The following is a 21868-nucleotide window of genomic DNA, read 5'->3' as shown; positions in this document are numbered from 1 at the left end:
GCTTATCTATTTTTTAAAGGTTTAGTCGGTTACGACTTAAACATCTAAGTTTTTCACGTAGATGGCGTTTTCTTGAATAAAGTTACGACGGGGTTCGACTCTGTCACCCATCAACATATCAAAGATTTGATCTGCTTCAATCGCATCATCAAGGTTTACTTGTAGTAGTGTACGATTTTCTGGGTCCATTGTTGTTTCCCATAACTGTGTTGCATTCATCTCACCAAGTCCTTTATAACGTTGTAAACCTGGACGTGGTGCTTTTGGTATTTCAGCTAAGATGCGTTCTAATTCTTTTTCGTTATAGGCATAGTGGACTGCCTTCCCTTGTTGCACTTTATAAAGAGGTGGCTGGGCAATATATATATAACCATGATCGATTAATGGGCGCATGTAACGGTAGAAGAATGTTAACAATAGTGTGCGAATGTGCGCGCCATCGACATCGGCATCAGTCATGATAACCACTTTATGATAGCGTGCTTTTGAAATATCAAACTCTTCACCAATCCCTGTCCCCATTGCTGTAACCATCGAACGAATTTCATTATTCGATAAGATACGATCTAAACGTGCTTTTTCTACATTTAAGATCTTACCGCGTAACGGTAAAATTGCTTGGAAGTGGCGATCACGCCCTTGTTTAGCTGAACCACCCGCAGAGTCACCCTCCACGATGTAGATTTCACTTTTTGATGCATCACGGCTCGAACAGTCCGCTAATTTACCTGGTAAATTAGAGATTTCTAATGCGCCTTTCCGACGCGTCAATTCCCGCGCTTTCTTTGCTGCCATCCGTGCGCGTGACGCCATTAATCCTTTCTCAACAATAATTTTTGCTGATGATGGATTTTCAAATAAGAAGCTTGAGAACAGTTCACTAAACGTTGAGTCAGTAATCGTTCTTACTTCACTATTTCCCAGTTTGGTTTTTGTTTGACCTTCAAACTGTGGATTCGGGTGCTTGATGGATACAATTGCTGTTAAACCTTCACGGACATCGTCACCAGTTAGATTAGGGTCATTTTCTTTAAATAAGTTATTCTTGCGAGCGTAATCATTAATTACCCGGGTTAGCCCTGTCTTAAATCCAGACTCATGCATCCCACCTTCATAGGTGTGAATGTTATTAGCAAACGAATAAATGTTTGAAGCGAAACCATCGTTATACTGAATGGCCACTTCAACTGAAATGCCTTGTTCTTCTTTTTCGGCATAGAACGGCTCGTGTAAAACACCTTTTGCATTATTTAAGTGCTCAACATAAGAACGAATACCACCCTCATAGAAGAATTCTTCAACAATCGGCTCCTCTAAACGCTTATCTTCAATTGACACTTTTAAGCCTTTATTTAAGAAAGCAAGTTCTCTGATTCGCGTTGCGAGTGTATCATAATTAAATACAGTCGTTTCCTCAAAAATTTCTGTGTCCGGTGTGAAATGTATCTTCGTTCCGGTGATTTCTGTTTCGCCAATGACTTCAATCTCATTGTGAGGAATCCCGCGTTTAAAATCTAAGTAATAGATTTTATTATCACGGTGCACATACATTTCAAGCGAGCTTGACAAAGCATTCACAACCGAAGCCCCCACACCGTGAAGACCCCCTGATACTTTGTAACCACCGCCACCAAATTTACCACCTGCGTGTAACACCGTCATGATGACTTCAGCAGCCGGACGGCCTGTCTTTTCATGAATACCAACGGGCACCCCACGGCCATTATCAATGACGGTAATGCTGTTATCTTTTTCAATCACAACCTGAATGTAATCACAATGCCCTGCTAAAGCTTCATCGATACTGTTATCTACAATTTCCCAGACAAGGTGATGTAAACCACGTTCGCCTGTAGAACCAATATACATACCTGGGCGCTTACGTACAGCTTCCAAACCTTCTAATACTTGAATCTGATTCTCATCATATTGTTCAGGAATAAGATTATTTTCTTCTACTGTCAATTGTTTCACCTACATTTCTATAATTTGACGCAAAAACGTCAGTTCTTTCACTAATTAACACGCGCGAGTTTCCATTAGTTTTCTTCAAGATAATCCATTTGTTGGTTTAATACGCTTAAAATACTGGTCCGTTTTTTCAAGGTCAAAATTGATAACGGACTATAATAGACATTATCTTTAGTAATAACAATCGTTTTAATGACATCATCATCAAGTTCTAATTCATCATCTTGATGTTCAACAAAATCAATCATTTCTTCATTGATTGACGATGTTTCAATGTCTTGTTGATTGATCATCGCAATAATTTCTTCAGAGCGAATCACTTGGTCGTGACCAATATGCATAAACATTAGCTTTTATCACCTTCTTGTTTTATGATTGAGCCGTTTTCCACATGAAACACGCGTGCTTGCCGAATGGTTTCATGTTCAATATCGTTTACACTTGTGGTTGTCACAAAGGTTTGCACTTTATCTTTAATGGTGTGTAATAAATGACTTTGGCGGTAACGATCAAGCTCACTCAATACATCATCCAATAACAGAACAGGATATTCACCGACTTCATTCTTAATTAACTCAATTTCTGCAAGCTTCAAAGATAAAGCCGTTGTCCGTTGTTGCCCTTGTGAACCAAAGGTTTGAACATTTCGGTCATTGACATAAAAAATAAGATCATCTCGATGTGGACCATAAAGCGTGCTACCTCGATCAATCTCTTTTTGTTGATTTTGTTCAAAAACAGCTTGATAACGTTGTTTGATTGTATCAACATCGGCATCATTGTCTATATCAATCGACGCATCGTAAGCAATCGATAGGATTTCCTTATGCTGGGTAATTCCTTCGTGAATAGGACGTGCCCAATTCATCAGTAAATCTAAAAACAGAAACCGTTTGGCTAAAATAATCGTCGCATGTTCAATTAATTGATCCGTGAGTACTGATAACATGGTTGTATCGGTTGTCTTACGCCGCTGTAAGTCTTTTAATAAATGATTGCGTTGTTTTAATACCTTTTGGTATTGCCCTAGATGATAAATATAAACGGGTTTGACTTGACCAATCTCCATATCAATAAAGCGACGTCTTACTTGTGGACTTCCTTTAACCAAATTTAAATCCTCAGGCGCAAACATGACGACATTAAGTGCACCAATGTAATCGCTGAGGCGTTTCTGTTCGAGATGATTTAATTTTGCCTTCTTACCCTTTGCTTGAAACTGCATTTCAAGGGGGACATGATAATTTCGTTTAAATAATGTGCCTTCAACTTTAGCAAACGTTTGATCCCAGGCAATTAACTCGTTATCTTTTGTCGTACGGTATGATTTCGTGAAAGCTAGAACATAGATGGCTTCCATTAAATTTGTTTTTCCTTGGGCATTTTCACCAATGATGACATTAACTTTCGGATCAAATTCAACCGCAAGTGAAGGGTAATTTCTGTAATTCGTCAATGTTAAATCTTTAATATGCATACTGACAGCCTACCTTTTTATCCGTTCTGACCGTTTGTATTACTTACCGTAAAGGTGCCGACTTCTTCAATTTCAATCACATCACCTGGATAAAGTTTTCGGCCGCGTCGCTGATCTTGTTCCTGATTAACGAGGACTGGATATTCACTTAAAAATAGTTTTACCATGCCACCAGACTCAACGACATTAGCCAATTTTAAAAACTGACCTAATGTAATATATTCCGTTCGTATTTCGATCGTCTCTGTCGTCATTAAATGATCCCTCCCTTTGTCTATTTGAGCCATATAACGTTTCTCATTTGTCTTTATTCTATTTTACTAAAGTTTATCAATTTCGCAAACCTACCCGTATTCGCTTTAATTTCGCCTAATTTCTATTTTACCTTAAATTCAAGAGAAAAGGGGGGAATATGCAAAAAAAGATTAAAAAGAACGAGCGGGAAGGCTTTATTAAAAAGCCTTCCCGCTCGTTCTTATAAAAATTTATTTTAATACGTTCTTACTGGTAAAATGAGTTGCAGAATTTGATCATTTTGATCGGGACGAATAACAAACGGACGCATTGCACCCGTAAAGTAGATGGATACATACTCTTCTTCGATAATACGAAGCGCATCAATCATATATTTGGCACTAAATGAAATTTTCAATGACTCACCTTCCGTTGATTCGGTTACAACATCCTCAGTTACCTGACCTACTTCTGGTGTATTTGAACTAATTTCAAGATGTTGATCTTTTGTTTCCAGTTTAACCACGTTATTACGGTTCTCTTTTGCTAACAGTGATGCACGGTCAATCGCTTGTAACAATGCTTTTGTTTTTGTTTTGACAACGGTTTTACTTTGGTCGGGAATTAAGCGATCTGTTTCTGGATAGTTCCCATCTAAGAGACGTGAAAGGAAATAAATATTTTTTGTTTGGAAAAGAATTTGATTATCACTGACACTCATTGTTACCGTTTCATCATTTTCTTCAATAATTTTATTAAGTTCAGCTAAACTCTTACCCGGAACAACGATGCTTTCAAAATTCACATGTTTTTGTTCTTCTGATAACGGGAGCACACGAGAAGCAAGTCGATGTGAATCCGTTGCAACAAAGTTCAGTTTTCCATCGATAACTTTCATATTGACACCGGTAAGGATCGGACGTGTTTCGACGGTTGAAACGGCGAAAACCGTTTGTTTTATCATTTCTTTCAGGAGATCATGTTTAATTTCAAAGCTGTTATCCGTATGTAGCACCGGAAGATGTGGATACTCTTCAGCATCTTGACCATTTAAGTGGAATTCAGAGCCTCCAGATAAAATTGTCATTTGATAGTTATCATCTGTTTGAATTTCAATTGTTTTTAGTGGTAATTTACGAATAATATCTGGGAAGTATTTCGCTTGGACGACAATTGCGCCAGGTTCAATATTTTCGACATAGACTAAACCATCTTCTTCAACAGGAATGAATGATTCAATTGATATGTCTGAATCACTTCCTGTTAGTTTGATACCTTCTTTCGTGGCTTCAATTTTAATACCTGTCAAAATCGGAATGGCTACACGAGGGGAGATGGCTTTCATTACGTGTTGTAAACTATCGATTAATTGATCACGTTGAATGGTAAATTTCATAAAATAAAATCCTCCTAGTGGAAGTAGTATAATTAGTTATTTTGTATATAAAAACCCGTAGTAATAGTAATAGGGGCTGTTGATATGTGGATAACCGGGTTTAACACTTACAGCACGTAAGTTATCCACGTGTGGATAGAATGTTCATAACCGTGCACATCTATTCACATTATCAACAGGCTAAATGTTAAAATGTTTTGAGTCGTTCCTTAATATCTTCGATATCACGACTCAATAATTGATCTTCACTAATCATTCTTGCGATTTTATCATGGGCATGGATCACCGTTGTGTGATCGCGGCCGCCAAATTCTTCCCCAATTTTAGGTAAAGAAAAATCAGTGAGTTCACGTGATAAGTACATGGCTATCTGACGCGGAAAAGCAACAGATTTTGTTCGTTTTTTAGCAGCAAACTCATCAAGGCGGATGTTATATCTTTCTGCAACAAGTTCTTGAATCTGACCAATTGTAATTACCTTTGGTCGTTGATTAGGAATGATATCTTTTAGTGCTTCTGCTGCAAGGGAAGCATCTATGTCTTGATTTGTTAATGATGAATAAGCAACAACCCGAATAAGCGCACCTTCAAGCTCACGGATGTTTGTATCGATTTGATTGGCGATATAAAGCATTACTTCATTAGATATTTCTAACCCCTCTGCTTTTGCCTTTTTACGCAAAATAGCAATCCGAGTTTCTAAATCCGGTGGTGTGATATCTGTAATAAGTCCCCACTCAAACCGAGACCGTAAACGATCTTCTAAGGTTGGAATTTCTTTTGGTGGTCGATCGCTCGAAATAATAATTTGTTTATTTTCTTCATGTAATGTATTAAATGTATGGAAAAATTCCTCTTGTGTTTGTTCTTTACCTGCTAAGAATTGAATATCATCAATTAGCAAGACATCGACATTGCGGTATTTGCTTCTAAAGTTTTCGGCTTTATTATCACGGATAGAATTAATAAATTCATTCGTAAATTTTTCCGATGATAGGTAAACCACTTTCGCATTTGGATTATGATCAAGTACATAATGGCCAATCGCATGCATCAAGTGAGTTTTACCGAGACCAACACCCCCGTAAATGAATAAAGGATTATACGCTTTAGCTGGTGCTTCTGCGACAGCTAAAGAGGCCGCGTGAGCAAAACGATTTCCTGAACCAATAACAAAGGTATTAAACGTGTTCTTATTATTTAACATTGATTTTGAGAGTTGATTATCATCATCGTCTCTCGGTCTTGGTACTTTGACTTGCGGTTGCAGTTTATCTAATTCCTTTTGCTCGTTCTCAGGAATAATGAATTTAGTTTTTAGTTTGGCACCAGTTACTTCGAAGATCGCTTCAGAAATAAGGTTTGTGTAACGATTTTCTAACCAATCACGGGCAAATTCATTTGGTGCAGATACGATGAGGGTATCATCCGTTAGTTGATCGGCTTTGGTATTTTTAAGCCATGTATCAAAGCTTGGTTTACTGACTTTTTCTTTAATTTGAAGCAAAGTATTATCCCATAACTCTTCAATATTCTCCATCCATAAACCCCTTTCTCTTATAAGTATTCAAACAAACGCATCGTGAAAAATCCGATATAAAAAACCTCTCGATATCTATCTAAATAGAGCAGGCAGGATCGAAAGGTTTTCTTACGACATGGCTGTGGATGATAAACAATCGCTATAGCAAGCTTCAGAAGCGTTATGCAAGTTATGCACAACGCTGTTGATAACTATATATACAAGTGTGTGTATAAATGTCCACAGGTAATCCACAGGCTGTGGATACTTTTATTTATTGTTGAATGTTTGGATGAGTTAAACACAGTAATAATATCAGAAAATCATTGAATAAGCAAGGTTTTTCAAGAGTTATCCACATATCCAAACGCTTGTGTGTATTTTTCATCCACATCCTGTGATTCTGTGGTTAAGTTGTCGGTAAAAGGTGTCGGACTTAAAATTTGGATAAAAATTCACACACAGAGGCTGTGGATAAAACAACCGGTTTTATTTATTACAACTGTTCGATTTAGAAAATAAAAAAACGTATAAGCGCACAGCTCAATTCAAACGCGGTGTCTTAGATTTGGCTATTTCTGAAATTAATAAGCATACAGAACTAAACGTTCACTACACAAAAAAAGAAAAGATCGGAAAATAGTAGGCTTTAATTTAATTTGGTCTATCGGTAAGAGCGTCCAAAAAACTACAAAAATTTTATCTAAAATAATTAATCAAACTTTAGAAGCTTCACATGAGGTATTAAAAGAGATTAATTTTGAAGAAGATAAAAATAAAGCTCTAAAAATCATCGATTTGGTTAGAGAACTGCGTCCTTATATTAAAGATAATGTTTCTATTACTTACAATAGAGCTGATTTGTTAATCCAAAATGCTAAAATTCACTTAAATAAGCTACACGACTTACCTGGTAATCATCATCATATTTATTACAATTGGCTAGAAGAAGATGGGGAATAAAAAAGCTAATGGGTGGTGGATGCAATGAATGTTTATAGTGTAAAAGATGTTTCAACACATTTAAATCTCAAACCTACAACGTTAAGAAAGTATTGTGGCATGTTGGAGAAAAGCGGCTATTCTTTCGATGGAAACTCTCAAGGTCACAGATTTTTCCGTGATAAAGACGTTATAGCGATACGTACGATCATTCAGGCTAAGCATAACGGTATAACGCTCGAAGAAGCTATTGATGGCGTTGTTTATCAAGCGCAATATAAAACCGAAACAAACGAAACAAGTTTAACAGAACAGCGCAACATCACCGCAACAGATAGTAAAGAAAGCATTGAGGAATTGAAATTGCTCATTTTGAATCAGAATGAGTTAATCTTGTCGCTAAATAAACGATTAGAGAGTATTGAAGAAAAATACAATGAAAATCAGCAGCATCTCATTGAAGTGATAAATAAAGAGAGTTATCAAAAGAAATCTTTGATTAGTAGATTATTTACAAAAAAGAAAACATAATTCATGATTTAGTGATTTGTAGCTGATGGTGTATCATCATTAATAATTGTCTCAAAAAATCCTGGAATATTCTCTATGTCTTCTTTGGATACTTTATTAATAATTTTAAAATGCAATTCTTGCTTTAATTCCTCTCTATTCTTAATATTGGTTTGATTTAAGGCCTTTTTAATACTGGGTTCAAGATAAAAAATAATGTCCCCCATCAATGCTTTTTTATTCAAAATAATTAATCACCCTTTAGTAGTTGTTATAACTGTAGATAATTTTGTAATGGCTGTTTCTAATTTTTCGATTTTTTTTCAAGACGATATAATAGATATATAGTTGTTGTGATAGGAAAACCAGCGTTATCAATAATTTCTATAAGATTAATTTCATCCATTTTCAAGAGCGCTCCTTAATTTTTTATCAAATTTCATAGCTTCGAATTTACAAACTTTAGAAAAATAAGAAATTGTAGTTACTTTTACATAATAGTACTTATAGCTTCATCTATAATGTTTCTGTTTTTATAGCTAGGATCATTCAAGTAATTATTTAATAATTTCTTTCTTTCAGTACTTTGGATGAATTGTACTATAATGGGATTTTTATCTTCTTGTAACTTACTATATATATTCACAATACCACCCCGTAAGAGAACTTATGTTCTTTTTTTAGGTAAAAAAATTGTCGGTTACTAAAAACATTTTTTATTAAATGATATAAACGGGTTGTACAATAAACATACTAAGATTAGTAGTGTAATATCCACGACGGTGTATTTACACTACTATTTTTTTTATAGTAGAAAGTGAAGAAGAGGCCGTCAACGTTATAAGACCATAGAGTCTGTACAATAAACTGGCCCCTTCACTATCCTTAATTGAATCAGTTTGTAGTATGTTGGTCCTTGAGACCGTGTATAGGAAATTGGAAGTGTTAAGGCATAGTGAATCGCTTCAAATCAATAAAAGGGAGCATTCCTGTAAGTAACTAAATACGAAGGAAAATCAATGATTTTGAAGCATGCAAAAAAGAAGCCCCTTTGGTACGATAGTGAGTGTCAAGCTTGACCTCTAATTTGAGTACCGAAAGGAGACTTCTACAATGGATTTTACACAAAATCAATGCTTAATGCAAATCACAGAAAACACATTAATTATTGGGGTGGATATCGCTAAACGTAAGCACGTGGCTCGCGCGATTGATGATCGTGGTCGAGATCTTGTGAAACGTTTGGTGTTTGAGAATACACTCCCTGGCTTTAAAGACTTACTAACCTGGGTTGAAACCCTCAAGCATGCCGAACGCCGCTCAGACGTTATTATTGGCATGGAACCCACAGGACACTATTGGCTGAACTTAGCTTATTATCTACAAGAACTTGGTTCCAAGGTTGTCGTTGTAAATCCATCAAAAGTGAAACGCTCGAAAGAGCTAGATGATGATTCGCCAACGAAAAATGATACAAAAGATGCGAAGTTCATCGCCCAATTAATCAAAGATGGCAGGTTCAATGAACCGACGTTACCAGAGGAACTGTTCGCTGAATTACGCGAAGGTATGAAGTTACATGACATGATTCAGGAAGACTTATCATCGATCAAAGCGCAAGTGCATAATCTGCTGGATCGCTACTTCCCTGAATCCCTTACGGTATTCAAAGACTGGACAGGTCGCTCAGCCTTGCATCTCTTAACAGAGGGCTACTTCCCTGTGGATATTATCAACACATCGGAAGATGTGTTACTAGAAGAAGTCAACAAGGTAACGAAACGCTCGGTTGGTATGAAACGTATTCGCGCTTTAAAAACGGCTGCTGAAAATAGTGTGGGTATACGTGTTGGTTTAAAGATGGCACGTCAGGAGATGGCTTATCTTATGAATCAATATCATGGTTTGGCAGAACGATTAGCGTCACTAGAAAATGAACTCGTCACGCTTGTGATGGAGGTTCCAGGTGCAGAGGAAATGATTGATATCAAAGGTATTGGTGCGATGACTGTGGTCGCCTTCTTTTCTGAAGTCGGTGATATCACACAATACCGAGATCCACGCCAAATTATTAAACTAGCGGGACTCAATTTAAAGATGAATCAATCAGGCTTACACAAAGGACGCACCTCCATTACGAAAAGAGGGCGCAAACGACTGAGAAATATTCTTTATCAGGTCGCCATTCCGCTAGCCAAACACAATGCCGCCTTCAGCCAATTACATGACCATTATCGCACACGAGCCAACAACCCATTAACAGGGAAACAGTCCTTTATTGCCTTAGCTAGAAAATTAATTAAAATCTTTTATGTGATAGGCACACGCAAGTGTGCATTTGATCCACAACGCATGATGCAAGATATCCCATCATTAAAGGGAATTCAGGAAGCTGCTTAAAAGAAAGTAAGTACACAAGATCAAAAAATAACGCTGATGACACACCGTAACATCTAAACAATTGAAGCACGGATTAGCCGGTCGATATTATTTCCATTAGGGCCTAGACCCACCAAGGGAGCATTTCCGGCATCCACCATGGAGAGGTTGAACGAAGGAATTTGCGCACATAGATGCCGTGAGACATGGGAGGGTACACCGCCATGAATAAGTGGAGATCCACACGTGCGATCATACCTTATACAAGATTTGGGGAGGTACTGCTTTTTCTATGCTTGAAACCCCTTGGGGCACAAGGGCTTGGAATTATGAAATTCACTCAATTAAATACCTTTTCGTAAGAAGTATAACTTTTTGTTAAACCTGTATAATTTGAGTTTTTATAAACATAATATTTTTTCTTGATTTGTTTGGTAACGCTTGCGTATTTATTATAATACATACTTATTTTAACATAAGCCTTCTTTTGAGGTTTTAACACTGATATTGCTGCTATTATTGCCGCAGGAACAGCATAGCCAGGACATAACCCTAAGATAATAGTAGCTATATCACCGGTTTTTTTAGTTGCATTAACCTTCATTTTATATGTTTTAATAAATTTATAAGATGAACTACCGCCTGGATCTGTTGGAACTGCTTTAGTAGTAATCGCCGTACTTTGTGCTTTATTTAATGTATTATCTGATAATAATTTAGGCTTTAAATCTGATGTTTCAGTTTCCATTTCAGCAACAACCTCTCCATCAATGGTTACATATGCACTCTCAATGCTTCCGTCAGTGGCTTTGCTTGTATTTATACTCACTTCACTTTTACTACCATCTTCATAAAAAATTGTTCCCTCATTCATTTCATCATTGAAGATAATTTTATCTTTATCTCCAGATACTGTATTATGTAATGAATACGCATAATCACCTGTTTTTTCTACAGATATATCCCCATAGACTTCCTGATCAACACTACTTTTTGCATTTGCAACAGTCGGTAAAACATAAGATGTAAATACAATAAAACAAATTATTACATACAAAAATTTAAATATTTTCATACTTTTTCCTTCTTTCGTTGTATAATATATTTTAAATCATTGAAACCCTAATAAAATATCTGCAGGAGGTACTCACTATGAAACTTACAATCATTGAGAAAATTAGCCTTGCCATCCTTGTTATTACTCTAGTAATCTTTGTTTATAACTTAATTACTAACAGAGATTTAATTAGTTTGGGATTCACCGCTATGGTAACTTATGGGATACTGAGAATTATAAACAAAAATATGTAAAAAAAACATGTTTTTACATCTCATCCAATAAGAAAACATATATAGTCTTATGTATCGTGTTATTTTGAATACTGAAAAACTAGTATTAAGTTTTTTAACATTGCTCTTTTTTTAAAATCGGCGTCGCTCGCCTTCGCTCGCGAACCTTCCCACCTTATGCTTTCGCTCCCTATCGGTCGCTGTCGCATAAGGCGGGGGTTCGCTTATAACAGGCTTTAAAAACACCAGGCGCTGTGGATTTTAATGAAAAATTAACATTTTTAAAAAAAAGCCGTGACAGATGCGATTATTTAAGCTAATATAGTAAATTGTAGAGAAACAAATAGGAATATTGAATTGACAGACAAGCTAAGTCTTCCGTATAATAGATGAGGCTGTCCAATAGATGATTTTTAAATTCCTCAGGGAGGTGTATTATATAATGAAACGCACATTTCAACCAAACAATCGTAAACGTAAGAAAGTTCACGGATTCCGTTCACGTATGAGCACAAAAAATGGACGTAACGTGTTAGCACGTCGTCGCAAAAAAGGTAGAAGAGTATTATCAGCATAGGCCACTGAGATAATGTCAGTGGTCTTTTTTCCACATTTGGAGAAAAGATGACAAGGGATGACTGGCTCACTAGGATGTTCAACGAACCTACGCGTGAGAGGATCATCCCTTGTTTTTTAAAGAGAATTAACCGGTTACTTTATTCATTCATTACAACCGAATGAATAAATGAGCTTGTGACAGTTAGTATTAGTGGGTTAATTTTACGGAGGGATCGAAGATGAAGAAAGGATATCGATTAAAATCAGATGAGGACTTCCAAAACGTGTTTAAACGCGGAAAATCTTTTGCGAATCGTCAGTTGGTTTTGTATTACCTTCCAAAGAAAGATGCAGATCATTTTCGAATAGGTTTATCTGTTTCAAAAAAAGTTGGCAATGCAGTCGTTAGAAATCGGATTAAGCGCTACTTGAGGCAAGCCTTTTTAGAACTTGAACCGGAGATTAAAGAACAATTTGATTTCGTTGTTATTGCACGCATGCCCATGAAGACGATTGATTTTCATGAAACGAAAAAAAGTTTAACGCATGTATTATTCAAATCAAAATGCTTTAAAAATGGAAATGCTGTCATGAACAAAGAAAATAAACAGATGCAAAAATAAGGAATTAGCGTGGAATTCTCGGCTTTTTCTAGTATTCAATAACACTTAGTGATAAAATAACAAGTGAGTTTTACATATATGGATGAATATATGTTAAGGAGGAAGATCATGCGTAAAAAGGTCTTATTATTACTGGCCTTAGTTGGTTTAGTTTTATTGTTATCCGGGTGTGGAGATATTAACGCACCAATTACTTCTGATAGTACTGGGATTTGGGATGAGTATTTCGTTTACCCATTGTCTTGGTTAATCACAACAGTAGCAGATTTCTTTAGTGGAAGTTTCGGTTGGGCCATCGTCGTGGTTACCTTGGTGATTCGTTTAGTGTTAGTACCACTTAACGTGAAACAACTGAAAAGTTCAAAAGCAATGCAAGAAGTACAACCTGAACTTAACAAATTAAAAGAGAAGTATAGTTCAAAAGATTCACAAACACAACAAAAATTACAAGAAGAAACAATGAAGCTCTTTAAGGAACATAACGTTAATCCAATGGCAGGGTGTTTACCTATGTTGGTGCAAATGCCAATCTTGATTGGTTTGTATCACGCAATTATGCGAACACCTGGCTTACAAGATGGTAATTTTTTATGGTTTGAATTGTCAGCTCCGGATCCGTTTTACATCTTACCACTCGTTGCTGCAGGCGCAACATTCTTACAACAGAAGTTAACGATGGCGGGTACGAATATGACACAAAATGCAGGAAGTCCACAGATGACGATGATGTTGTACATGATGCCAATTATGATTGGTGTAATGTCAATGTTCTTCCCAGCAGCCTTAGCATTGTACTGGGTTGTCGGTAACATCTTTATGGTATTGCAAACCATCTTTATTAGAAAGCCATTCAAATTCCAGCAAACTTCGGGAGGAAATAACTAGTGAAACAGGTAACTGCTTCTGGGCAAACAGTCGAAGATGCGGTCCAATCAGCGTTAGTGCAACTTAACACCACAGAGGACCACGTTGATATTCAAGTTATTGAAGAAGGTAAAAAAGGAATGTTTGGCTTGTTCGGTCAGAAACGTGCGATCGTACAAGTTGCTTTAAAAGAAAATCCAGTTGATCAAGCGGCAGATTATTTAAAGGAAATTGCCCAAGCTTTTTCAAGTGACGTTCTTGTTCATGTGAAATTAGTGGAGAAGCACATCACTTTTGAATTAGAAGGTGAAAAAATTGCCATGATTATTGGGAAACGCGGTCAAACATTAAATGCATTGCAGCATTTAGTGCAAGTGATGTTAAATCGTCATGCCGAGGATCGTTACCGCGTCGTCGTCGACGCCGAAGGTTATCGGTCACGTCGTAAAGACACACTCGAGCAATTGGCACTGCGTTTAGCTGATAAAGCTAAAAAGATAAAGAAACCCGTGACTTTAGAGCCAATGCCGTCATACGAACGTAAAATCATCCATAGTGTACTACAAAATCAACAGCATGTTGAAACATTATCCGATGGACAAGAACCTAATCGTCACGTTGTTATTAAACCAGTTAAATAAGTAGAAGTCCCTTCGGGGGCTTCTTTTTTTCGCATAATTACGTACGGGGACGGGTATATGAGTTATGGGGATGTTGTGAAGATAGCATGTATCTAGAGGCAAACATGTTATGCTTCGTGTACTGAGCTGCTTGCATTGGATAAGGTAGCTTTAAATGAAGAACGTACAAGCTAAGGGAGGCACATATCATGCGAAACAGACAATCAAGTATGATTGTATTAGCATTAGCGATTTTTTTAATCATTATTATCTATTTCTTTCAAAGCGAAGCATTATTCGGGCCGATGAGCAACACGTCGATGAATCGTGACCAAGCGCAATCTCAAAGTGAAGCTGACCAAGGTGAACGCACAGCAACAGCAGAACCTTTACCGATTCCAGAACTGTTAGAGGATACCAATCCTCACCCTGATCAAGCAACATTTGATATCGTGAGTCAAAACGGCAGCAAAACATTTGTGAACGACGTTGAAACAGAGACAATGGGTTATAATGGTGACTATTTAGGTCCAGTAATTCGGGTCAGACGAGGCGAGGAAGTAACGATAAATGTAGAAAATCAATTAGAAGATGAACTCACAACCATCCATTGGCATGGCTTAGAAGTGGATGGTGAGGCAGATGGTGGACCCCATTCAGGGATTTTGTCTGGTGAAACCTGGTCCCCGACCTTTACAGTTGACCAACCCGCCGCAACATTATGGTATCACCCCCATCCAGAGAAGAACACTGGACGTCAAGTTTATAAGGGTTTAGCAGGGTTACTATTCGTTGAAGACGAGGTGTCAGATCAGTTAGCGATCCCCAAAACTTATGGGGAAAATGATATTCCGTTGATTGTTCAGGATAAACAGTTTAATGCGGATGGTCGTTTTAATTATCATTTAGCTATGCCTGATATTATGACAGGTTTACAGGGGGATACGATGCTTGTGAATGGTTCAATTGATCCTTATTTAGAGGTTAATCAAGAAATGATTCGGCTGAGAATCTTAAATGGATCCAATGCTAGCATATTTGAACTTGCTTTTGATAGCGGCATTACCTTTCACCAGATTGCAAGTGATGGTGGTTTTTTAACTGAGCCAGTTGAAATGGATCAATTAAGGTTGGGACCGAGTGAGCGCGCCGAGATTCTCGTTGACTTTTCGCAGGTTACGAAGGGTGAGGTGGTGCAACTAATGAATCGAAACCAGTCATTTATGACGTTTAATGTTGAAGGGCAAGCAGAAACAGCCTTTACAGTCCCCGATTCGTTAACGACAATTGAGCCAATTGAACCGAGTGAAGCAGTCCGAACCCGGCAGTTTGTATTCCAAGGCATGGGTCCCTCGGTTAACATTAACGGAAAGCAATTTGATATCGATCGGATTGATGAAACAATTTCTTTAGGGGATACCGAAATATGGGAAGTATCAAACGATAGTGGCATGGGGATGATGGGAGGGACGGTCCATCCCTTCCATGCGCACGGTGTTCAGTTTCAAATACTAGATCGTGATGGCAGGGCTCCAGCACCGAATGAAAGGGGTTGGAAGGATACCTTTATCGTCGAACCAGGCGAAACCGTGCGGGTCATCGCTACCTTCAATTCCCCCGGGGTATTTATGTACCATTGTCACATTTTAGAGCATGAAGATGCCGGTATGATGGGGCAATTTGAAGTGAAATAAAAAATATTTTTTAGAAAAGCTGTGCACAGGTCGGTGGGGACCAACACAGCTTTTTTTTAGTGAAAGCGTCAGAGGAATGGAACCGGTTGTAATTTGTGGTAATTTTTTAAAATGTTAAGAATTTTTCAATTAATGTAAGTTTATTCATGACGTGACTAATAGAAAGATGTATAATGGGACGGTAAATTGAAATAGGTAAATGGAAGCAAGTGCAATAAAAAAATTACCTAATTATCCGTTTTTGATTGTGTCGACAAGAAGATCGTCCTGCAATGATACCTTGTATGAGGAAGCGGTCTTTCAATAGAAGTGAGGGCTTACCATGAATATTAAGATGACAGGACCAAAAGCAATTGGCTTTAGTGTTCTTTTTACATTAATTTATTATGTTTGGTTACTATCTTTTCGTTCGCACCCGTTCATATTAACGCTGGGAGGCAATCTATTATCCATTGGTGGCATACTAATTGCCTTGGTTTGGTTGTGGCCTAGTCTAACGCATTATGCCCAGTCAAACAAAAAAGAACCTACCCTATGGTTGTTTATCTTTTGGGGTACAGCGAGCGTATTTCTCGCTGAAATTACTTGGTTTTATTATGAGAACATACTGGCAGTTGAGGTACCTTTCCCTGGCTTAGCAGATGTCTTTTATCTATTACAGTTGTTCTTCTATTTGTTAGCTGTTGGATACAAAGTCGTTCATCCTGATCGGAAGTACAGTTTGGTAAAATTTTTATTTGATTTATTAATTATTATGATTGTTGCCACGATATTAAGTTGGCATTTTATTATTAATCCGATCATTGCTGCTAATGAGCTTCCTTTAGCAGAATTAGTAGTGTCCATTGCCTACCCTGTCGGTGATTTACTGTTAATGTTCGGTCTGATCTCGATTTATTATCTTAGTAAACGTCTGATGTCAAATCAAGCGTTGTTGCTTTTATTTATTGGTATCCTTGTTCAAGTGTTTGCGGATTCAAGCTACCTATACTTGATGACCAGCACGGGTTATGATTCAGGCGCATTAATTGATCCACTGTTTATTCTAGCCATTTTGTTGATGGCAAGTGGCTACTACTATAAAGATGTTGAACCAAAAACAAGTCATGAAAAATTAAATAAAGGACGGTTGCATTATTTATTACCGTATGCGAATGTACTCCTTTTAATCGTGTTGTTGTTTACCGATGAAAGACAAGATCCGATTCTTTTATTGGGATCAATCCTTACCTTCTTCTTAATTTTGATTAGGCAAGTGTTTGTCTTGCTAGAGAATCGTTACTTGATTCATGAATATGAAAAGAAAACCGTTGAATTAGAAATAAGTGAACAGCGCTACAAATCGTTATTTAATTACCACCCAGATGCGGTTTTCTCGGTCAATGCTGACGGTTACTTTACGAGTGTAAACCGAAAGGGTGCACTTTTAATCGGCTTAACTGAAGATCAAATCATTGGTGCGTACAGTTTATCATTTATTGATGAAGCTCAACAGCGCACGATGGCTGGGCATTTGGATTATTTAGTGAGAGGCGAAACGCGGAGTCATGAGTTAACATTTAGGTTAACCAACACAACGCTCCATCTCCAGCTTACCTTAATTCCAATCATTGTTGAAGGTAGCTTTGTCGGTATTTTTGGAATTGGTAAAGACATTACCAAACAAAAGGAACAAGAAAAGCAGGTAAGACATTTAGCTTTTCATGATTCATTAACAGGTCTATCTAATCGTTTGCGTTTCGAGCGCAAACTAAAACGAGCGCTGGAACAGGCTGAAAAAGATCAAGAAAGTATCTATGTCTGTTTTCTTGACTTGGATAACTTCAAATCAATCAATGACAATAATGGTCACCGTGTTGGTGATCAATTACTGATTGAGGTTGCTAGGCGACTGCGTGTGGTCATTGATGGCAGAGAAGGTCTGATTTCACGAACAGGTGGCGATGAGTTTGTGATATACTTATCCGACATTGATAGAAAAGAAGTAATCAACCTAGCAGAAACGCTTGTAGATGTTTTGAGCCAAGTCTATCATGTGGCGGGTAAGACGATTCTTACTTCACCTTCTCTTGGTATAGCCATTTTTCCAAACGATGCGACAAATTATCAAGCGTTGGTTGATCGTGCAGATGAAGCCATGTATCAAGTAAAAGCGGCGGGAAAAGGTGCGTATCGTTTCTATGATAGGGAGTAAGGCGTCTTGCAACTAGTTTGTGTGATATCTTCTAAAGGAGCGAAGCTATTTGAAAAAGCGACGCTCTTTTTTCTTGTGGATAATTGATAAGTGAACAATGGTGCGTTGCGCTTGTGGAGAACAATGGACAGCTATATATTTATCCACAGTGGATAAGTATATAGCTGTCCATTTCCTTTAAATTATGATATTCTGTTAAGTTAGTGATGACTTTTAAAAAGTAAAGGTAATGAATAATATAAAGTGCTAGTTTTTATAACGAATTAGTCCATACATGGAGGTGTAGCGAAATGGATTTTGATACAATAACAGCAATCTCAACCCCACTGGGTGAAGGGGCGATTGCGATTGTGCGCTTAAGTGGTGATGATGCGATAGCCATTGCTGATAAAATGTTTCGCGGGAAGTCGTTAGCAACGGTTGAAACCCATACCATTCACTATGGTAAAATCGTCGCACCAGATACTGACGAAATGATTGAAGAAGTGATGGTCAGTGTAATGCGTGCACCAAAGACGTTTACACGTGAAGATGTGGTTGAAATTAATTGCCACGGCGGACTAGCATCAGTTAATCGTTTGTTAGAAATGGCGCTAGGTTACGGTGCTCGACTCGCTGAACCTGGTGAATTTACTAAGCGTGCCTTTTTAAATGGACGCATTGATTTATCCCAGGCGGAAGCGGTGATGGACTTAATACGCGCTAAAACAGACAAAGCGATGCATGTCGCAGTCCGTCAACTCGATGGAAAGCTGTCGCAATTAATCACCAAATTACGCCAACAATTGATTGAAACGGTTGCGCATGTTGAGGTTAACATTGACTATCCCGAATACGATGATGTCGAAGAAATGACCCAGCAACTGTTACGCACACGCATTAAAGAAGTGTCTGAAGAAATTGATAAGTTACTCGCAATGGCACGACAAGGAAAGATTTTACGCGAAGGCATTAAAACGGCGATTATTGGTCGTCCGAATGTAGGAAAGTCGTCGTTACTCAATGCTTTGGTCCAAGAAAATAAAGCGATTGTGACGGATATTCCCGGAACAACGCGCGATGTTATTGAAGAGTATGTCAATGTCCGTGGTGTACCGCTACGTTTAATTGATACAGCGGGAATTCGTGAGACAGAAGACATTGTTGAAAGAATTGGCGTCGAGCGTTCGCGTCAAGCTTTAAAAGAAGCAGATTTAATCTTACTTGTCCTCAATAACAATGAACCGTTAACGGATGAAGATCGCCAATTGTTTGAGGTGGTTAAAGATTTAGAGACGATTGTATTGATAAATAAAACAGATTTATCAGGTTTACTTGACCATGAAGAAGTAAGCACACTGGCAGGTCATCATCACATCGTTACCGGTTCTTTAATTGAAGATGCTGGTGTTGATCAATTGGAAGAGGCCATCGCAGAAACCTTTTTTAAAGGTTCAATTGAAGCGGATGATTTATCCTATGTCTCAAATGTCCGCCATATTCAATTATTAAAGCAAGCACAAACGGCTTTAAGTGAAGCAAGTCAAGCGATCGATGACGGTATGCCACTGGATTTAATTCAAATCGATGTTACACGTTCATGGGAATTACTCGGAGAGATTATTGGGGATACGATGCAAGATAGTTTAATTGATCAGTTATTCTCACAATTCTGTTTAGGGAAGTAATACAAAAGGGGAGAAAGTTAATGTATGATGCAGGTCATTATGATGTAATTGTTGTTGGTGCCGGCCATGCCGGTGTTGAAGCTGCGCATGCGGCGGTTAAACGCGGTGCCAAAACGTTAATGTTGTCATTGAATTTAGATATGATTGCTTTTATGCCATGTAATCCATCAATTGGTGGACCCGCAAAAGGGGTCGTCGTTCGTGAAATTGATGCCTTAGGTGGGTTAATGGGGAAAGTCATTGATAAGACATATATCCAAATGCGGATGTTGAATACCGGTAAAGGTCCAGCGGTTCGTGCTTTAAGAGCACAAGCGGATAAACCGTTATATATTCAAGAAATGAAGTATGAATTAGAGAAGTTAGAGCAGTTAACGATGCGTCAAGCGATGGTTGAAGAACTGATTGTAGAAGAGGGTCGAGTTAAAGGGGTCTTAACCGAAACAAAAGCAGCCTTTTATGCACCATCAGTTATTATTACAACAGGTACCTTTATGCGTGGGCGCGTTATTATTGGCGACATGTCGTATGAGTCAGGTCCTAACAATCAACGCGCGTCAGTAAAGCTAGCCGAGAATCTTGAAGCATTAGGGTTTGAATTGGTTCGATTTAAAACGGGTACACCACCACGGGTGAACTCAAAAACAATTGATTATTCAAAAACAGAAATTCAGCCAGGCGACCCTGTGCCGAGTCACTTTTCTTATGAAACAAAAACAGCAATTCTTGATCAAATTCCTTGCTGGTTAACCTATACAACTGAAGAAACACATGAAATTATCAATGATAATCTAAATTTATCAGCGATGTACTCCGGTATGATTAAAGGAACAGGGCCGCGTTATTGTCCGTCAATTGAAGATAAAGTCGTCCGGTTCCATGACAAGCCGCGTCATCAAATCTTCTTAGAACCTGAAGGGCGCCATACCGAAGAAGTGTATGTGCAAGGATTTTCGACGTCTTTACCTGAATTTGTCCAGCACAAAATGTTACGCTCGATTCCAGGCTTAGAAGAAGCAGAAATTATGCGCGCTGGTTATGCCATTGAGTACGATTCAGTCGTACCGACACAGCTTTGGCCGACATTAGAAGTAAAAACAATAGCAGGTCTGTTTACGGCAGGTCAAATTAATGGGACTTCTGGTTATGAAGAAGCAGCAGGTCAAGGCTTAATGGCGGGTGCAAATGCAGCAGGCCATGCGTTAGGCTTAGATCCGTTTATTCTAGACCGCTCACAAGCCTATATCGGTGTTTTGATTGACGACTTAGTAACGAAGGGAACGAATGAACCTTACCGGTTATTAACGTCGCGTGCTGAATATCGGTTATTGTTACGTCATGATAACGCGGACTTACGTCTCGTCGAACTCGCTTACCAACACAAGATGATTACTGAGGAACGCTATCAGCGTTTCCAAGCGAAACTCCAACAAATTGACGAAGAAACAAAACGGTTATCAAAAATTGTAGTTCGTCCATCTGATGAGGTGAATCAACACTTAGCATCGATTGGCGAAACACCGGTGAAAGAACCCATTAAAGCGTTAGAGTTAATGAAGCGTCCAAAAGTAACGTATGCACTGATTGAAGAAATAACGGGTGAAACGTCTGATGTAGAAGCGGATGTAAAAGAACAAGTAGAAATTCAAGTGAAATATGAAGGCTACATTAGTAAATCAAATCAGCAAGTGGAGCGCATGAAAAAAATGGAAAATAAAGTAATTCCTGAAAACATTGACTACACTGCGATTAGTGGGCTAGCAACTGAAGCACGTCAGAAACTTGAGAAAGTTCGTCCGTTATCGGTCGGCCAAGCCTCACGTATCTCTGGAGTAAACCCAGCAGATGTCTCAATTTTACTTGTATATATTGAGCAAGGACAAATTAAAAGAAGAACGGACACAGAATAATCTGTGTCCTTACTTAA

The 21868-nt window shown here is 38.0% G+C and carries 20 protein-coding genes; 11 read left to right on the top strand and 9 right to left on the bottom strand.

All coding sequences use genetic code 11. From position 1 onward, the window contains the following. Window positions 1-36 precede the first annotated feature (36 nt). The 6 genes from gyrB to dnaA form a co-directional block, all read right to left on the bottom strand. Complete coding sequence (gene gyrB / locus DES38_RS08475) at window positions 37-1941, bottom strand: DNA topoisomerase (ATP-hydrolyzing) subunit B (protein WP_425450538.1); 1905 nt, start codon at window positions 1939-1941, stop codon at window positions 37-39. A gap of 98 nt (window positions 1942-2039) precedes the next feature. Then, window positions 2040-2318, bottom strand: coding sequence for an extracellular matrix regulator RemB (remB, locus tag DES38_RS08470; protein WP_110251683.1), 279 nt, complete (start codon window positions 2316-2318; stop codon window positions 2040-2042). Continuing rightward, window positions 2318-3448, bottom strand: a complete 1131-nt coding sequence (gene recF / locus DES38_RS08465) for a DNA replication/repair protein RecF (RefSeq protein WP_110251682.1) — start codon at window positions 3446-3448, stop codon at window positions 2318-2320. The genes remB and recF overlap by 1 nt, the downstream gene beginning before the upstream one ends. Before the next feature lie 17 nt (window positions 3449-3465). Next, window positions 3466-3702 (bottom strand): S4 domain-containing protein YaaA, encoded by a 237-nt coding sequence (gene yaaA / locus DES38_RS08460; RefSeq protein WP_110251681.1) that lies wholly within the window; start codon window positions 3700-3702, stop codon window positions 3466-3468. A 236-nt stretch (window positions 3703-3938) separates the two neighbouring features. Continuing rightward, a complete protein-coding gene (gene dnaN / locus DES38_RS08455) occupies window positions 3939-5078 on the bottom strand; it encodes a DNA polymerase III subunit beta (protein ID WP_110251680.1) in 1140 nt (379 codons plus the stop codon). Window positions 5079-5265: 187 nt separating this feature from the next. Continuing rightward, a complete protein-coding gene (gene dnaA, locus DES38_RS08450; protein WP_110251679.1) occupies window positions 5266-6618 on the bottom strand; it encodes a chromosomal replication initiator protein DnaA in 1353 nt (450 codons plus the stop codon). Between the two features lie 484 nt (window positions 6619-7102). Between dnaA and DES38_RS12245 the strand changes: the two genes are divergently transcribed. Together DES38_RS12245 and DES38_RS08440 are read left to right on the top strand one after the other, a co-directional pair. Continuing rightward, entirely contained in the window at window positions 7103-7243 is a 141-nt protein-coding gene (locus DES38_RS12245; protein ID WP_110251705.1) for a RepB family plasmid replication initiator protein, read from the top strand. A gap of 344 nt (window positions 7244-7587) precedes the next feature. Then, window positions 7588-8073 carry a MerR family transcriptional regulator gene (locus DES38_RS08440; protein ID WP_110251678.1) on the top strand — a complete coding sequence of 162 codons (486 nt, stop codon included), beginning with the start codon at window positions 7588-7590 and terminating at the stop codon, window positions 8071-8073. A gap of 8 nt (window positions 8074-8081) precedes the next feature. On the opposite strand, the gene DES38_RS08435 is transcribed toward DES38_RS08440, so the two are convergent. Both DES38_RS08435 and DES38_RS08430 read right to left on the bottom strand, forming a co-directional pair. Further along, a complete protein-coding gene (locus DES38_RS08435; RefSeq protein WP_110251677.1) occupies window positions 8082-8297 on the bottom strand; it encodes a hypothetical protein in 216 nt (71 codons plus the stop codon). 59 nt (window positions 8298-8356) lie between these two features. After that, complete coding sequence (locus DES38_RS08430; RefSeq protein ID WP_211305847.1) at window positions 8357-8458, bottom strand: YvrJ family protein; 102 nt, start codon at window positions 8456-8458, stop codon at window positions 8357-8359. A gap of 707 nt (window positions 8459-9165) precedes the next feature. Here DES38_RS08430 and DES38_RS08425 point away from each other — a divergent pair. Continuing rightward, the gene (locus DES38_RS08425; protein ID WP_110251676.1) at window positions 9166-10452 is read left to right on the top strand and encodes an IS110 family RNA-guided transposase; all 1287 of its coding nucleotides are present in this window, start codon (window positions 9166-9168) and stop codon (window positions 10450-10452) included. A 319-nt stretch (window positions 10453-10771) separates the two neighbouring features. Here DES38_RS08425 and DES38_RS08420 read toward each other — a convergent pair whose 3' ends face one another. Beyond that, entirely contained in the window at window positions 10772-11506 is a 735-nt protein-coding gene (locus DES38_RS08420) for a VCBS domain-containing protein (RefSeq protein ID WP_110251675.1), read from the bottom strand. Window positions 11507-12163: 657 nt separating this feature from the next. On the opposite strand from DES38_RS08420, the gene rpmH reads away from it, so the two are divergent. From rpmH to mnmG, 8 genes are all read left to right on the top strand, one after another. Continuing rightward, window positions 12164-12298, top strand: coding sequence for a 50S ribosomal protein L34 (gene rpmH, locus DES38_RS08415; protein ID WP_110251674.1), 135 nt, complete (start codon window positions 12164-12166; stop codon window positions 12296-12298). A gap of 220 nt (window positions 12299-12518) precedes the next feature. Continuing rightward, the gene (rnpA, locus tag DES38_RS08410) at window positions 12519-12902 is read left to right on the top strand and encodes a ribonuclease P protein component (RefSeq protein ID WP_110251673.1); all 384 of its coding nucleotides are present in this window, start codon (window positions 12519-12521) and stop codon (window positions 12900-12902) included. Between the two features lie 108 nt (window positions 12903-13010). Continuing rightward, window positions 13011-13787, top strand: coding sequence for a YidC family membrane integrase SpoIIIJ (gene spoIIIJ, locus DES38_RS08405; RefSeq protein ID WP_110251672.1), 777 nt, complete (start codon window positions 13011-13013; stop codon window positions 13785-13787). Then, entirely contained in the window at window positions 13787-14407 is a 621-nt protein-coding gene (gene jag / locus DES38_RS08400; protein ID WP_110251671.1) for an RNA-binding cell elongation regulator Jag/EloR, read from the top strand. The genes spoIIIJ and jag overlap by 1 nt, the downstream gene beginning before the upstream one ends. Window positions 14408-14595: 188 nt before the next feature. After that, a complete protein-coding gene (locus tag DES38_RS08395) occupies window positions 14596-16080 on the top strand; it encodes a multicopper oxidase family protein (protein ID WP_245881990.1) in 1485 nt (494 codons plus the stop codon). A 322-nt stretch (window positions 16081-16402) separates the two neighbouring features. Beyond that, window positions 16403-18274, top strand: coding sequence for a diguanylate cyclase domain-containing protein (locus DES38_RS08390; RefSeq protein WP_110251670.1), 1872 nt, complete (start codon window positions 16403-16405; stop codon window positions 18272-18274). A gap of 290 nt (window positions 18275-18564) precedes the next feature. Further along, a complete protein-coding gene (gene mnmE / locus DES38_RS08385) occupies window positions 18565-19941 on the top strand; it encodes a tRNA uridine-5-carboxymethylaminomethyl(34) synthesis GTPase MnmE (RefSeq protein ID WP_110251669.1) in 1377 nt (458 codons plus the stop codon). A gap of 20 nt (window positions 19942-19961) precedes the next feature. After that, on the top strand, window positions 19962-21851 hold the full coding sequence (mnmG, locus tag DES38_RS08380; protein ID WP_110251668.1) for a tRNA uridine-5-carboxymethylaminomethyl(34) synthesis enzyme MnmG: 1890 nt from the start codon (window positions 19962-19964) through the stop codon (window positions 21849-21851). Window positions 21852-21868: the final 17 nt, after the last annotated feature.

Source organism: Streptohalobacillus salinus (genome assembly GCF_003201605.1).
Taxonomy (GTDB): domain Bacteria; phylum Bacillota; class Bacilli; order Bacillales; family Amphibacillaceae; genus Streptohalobacillus; species Streptohalobacillus salinus.
The sequence above is the reverse complement of the archived record's forward strand: the minus strand, read 5'-3'. Positions and strand labels throughout refer to the sequence as shown.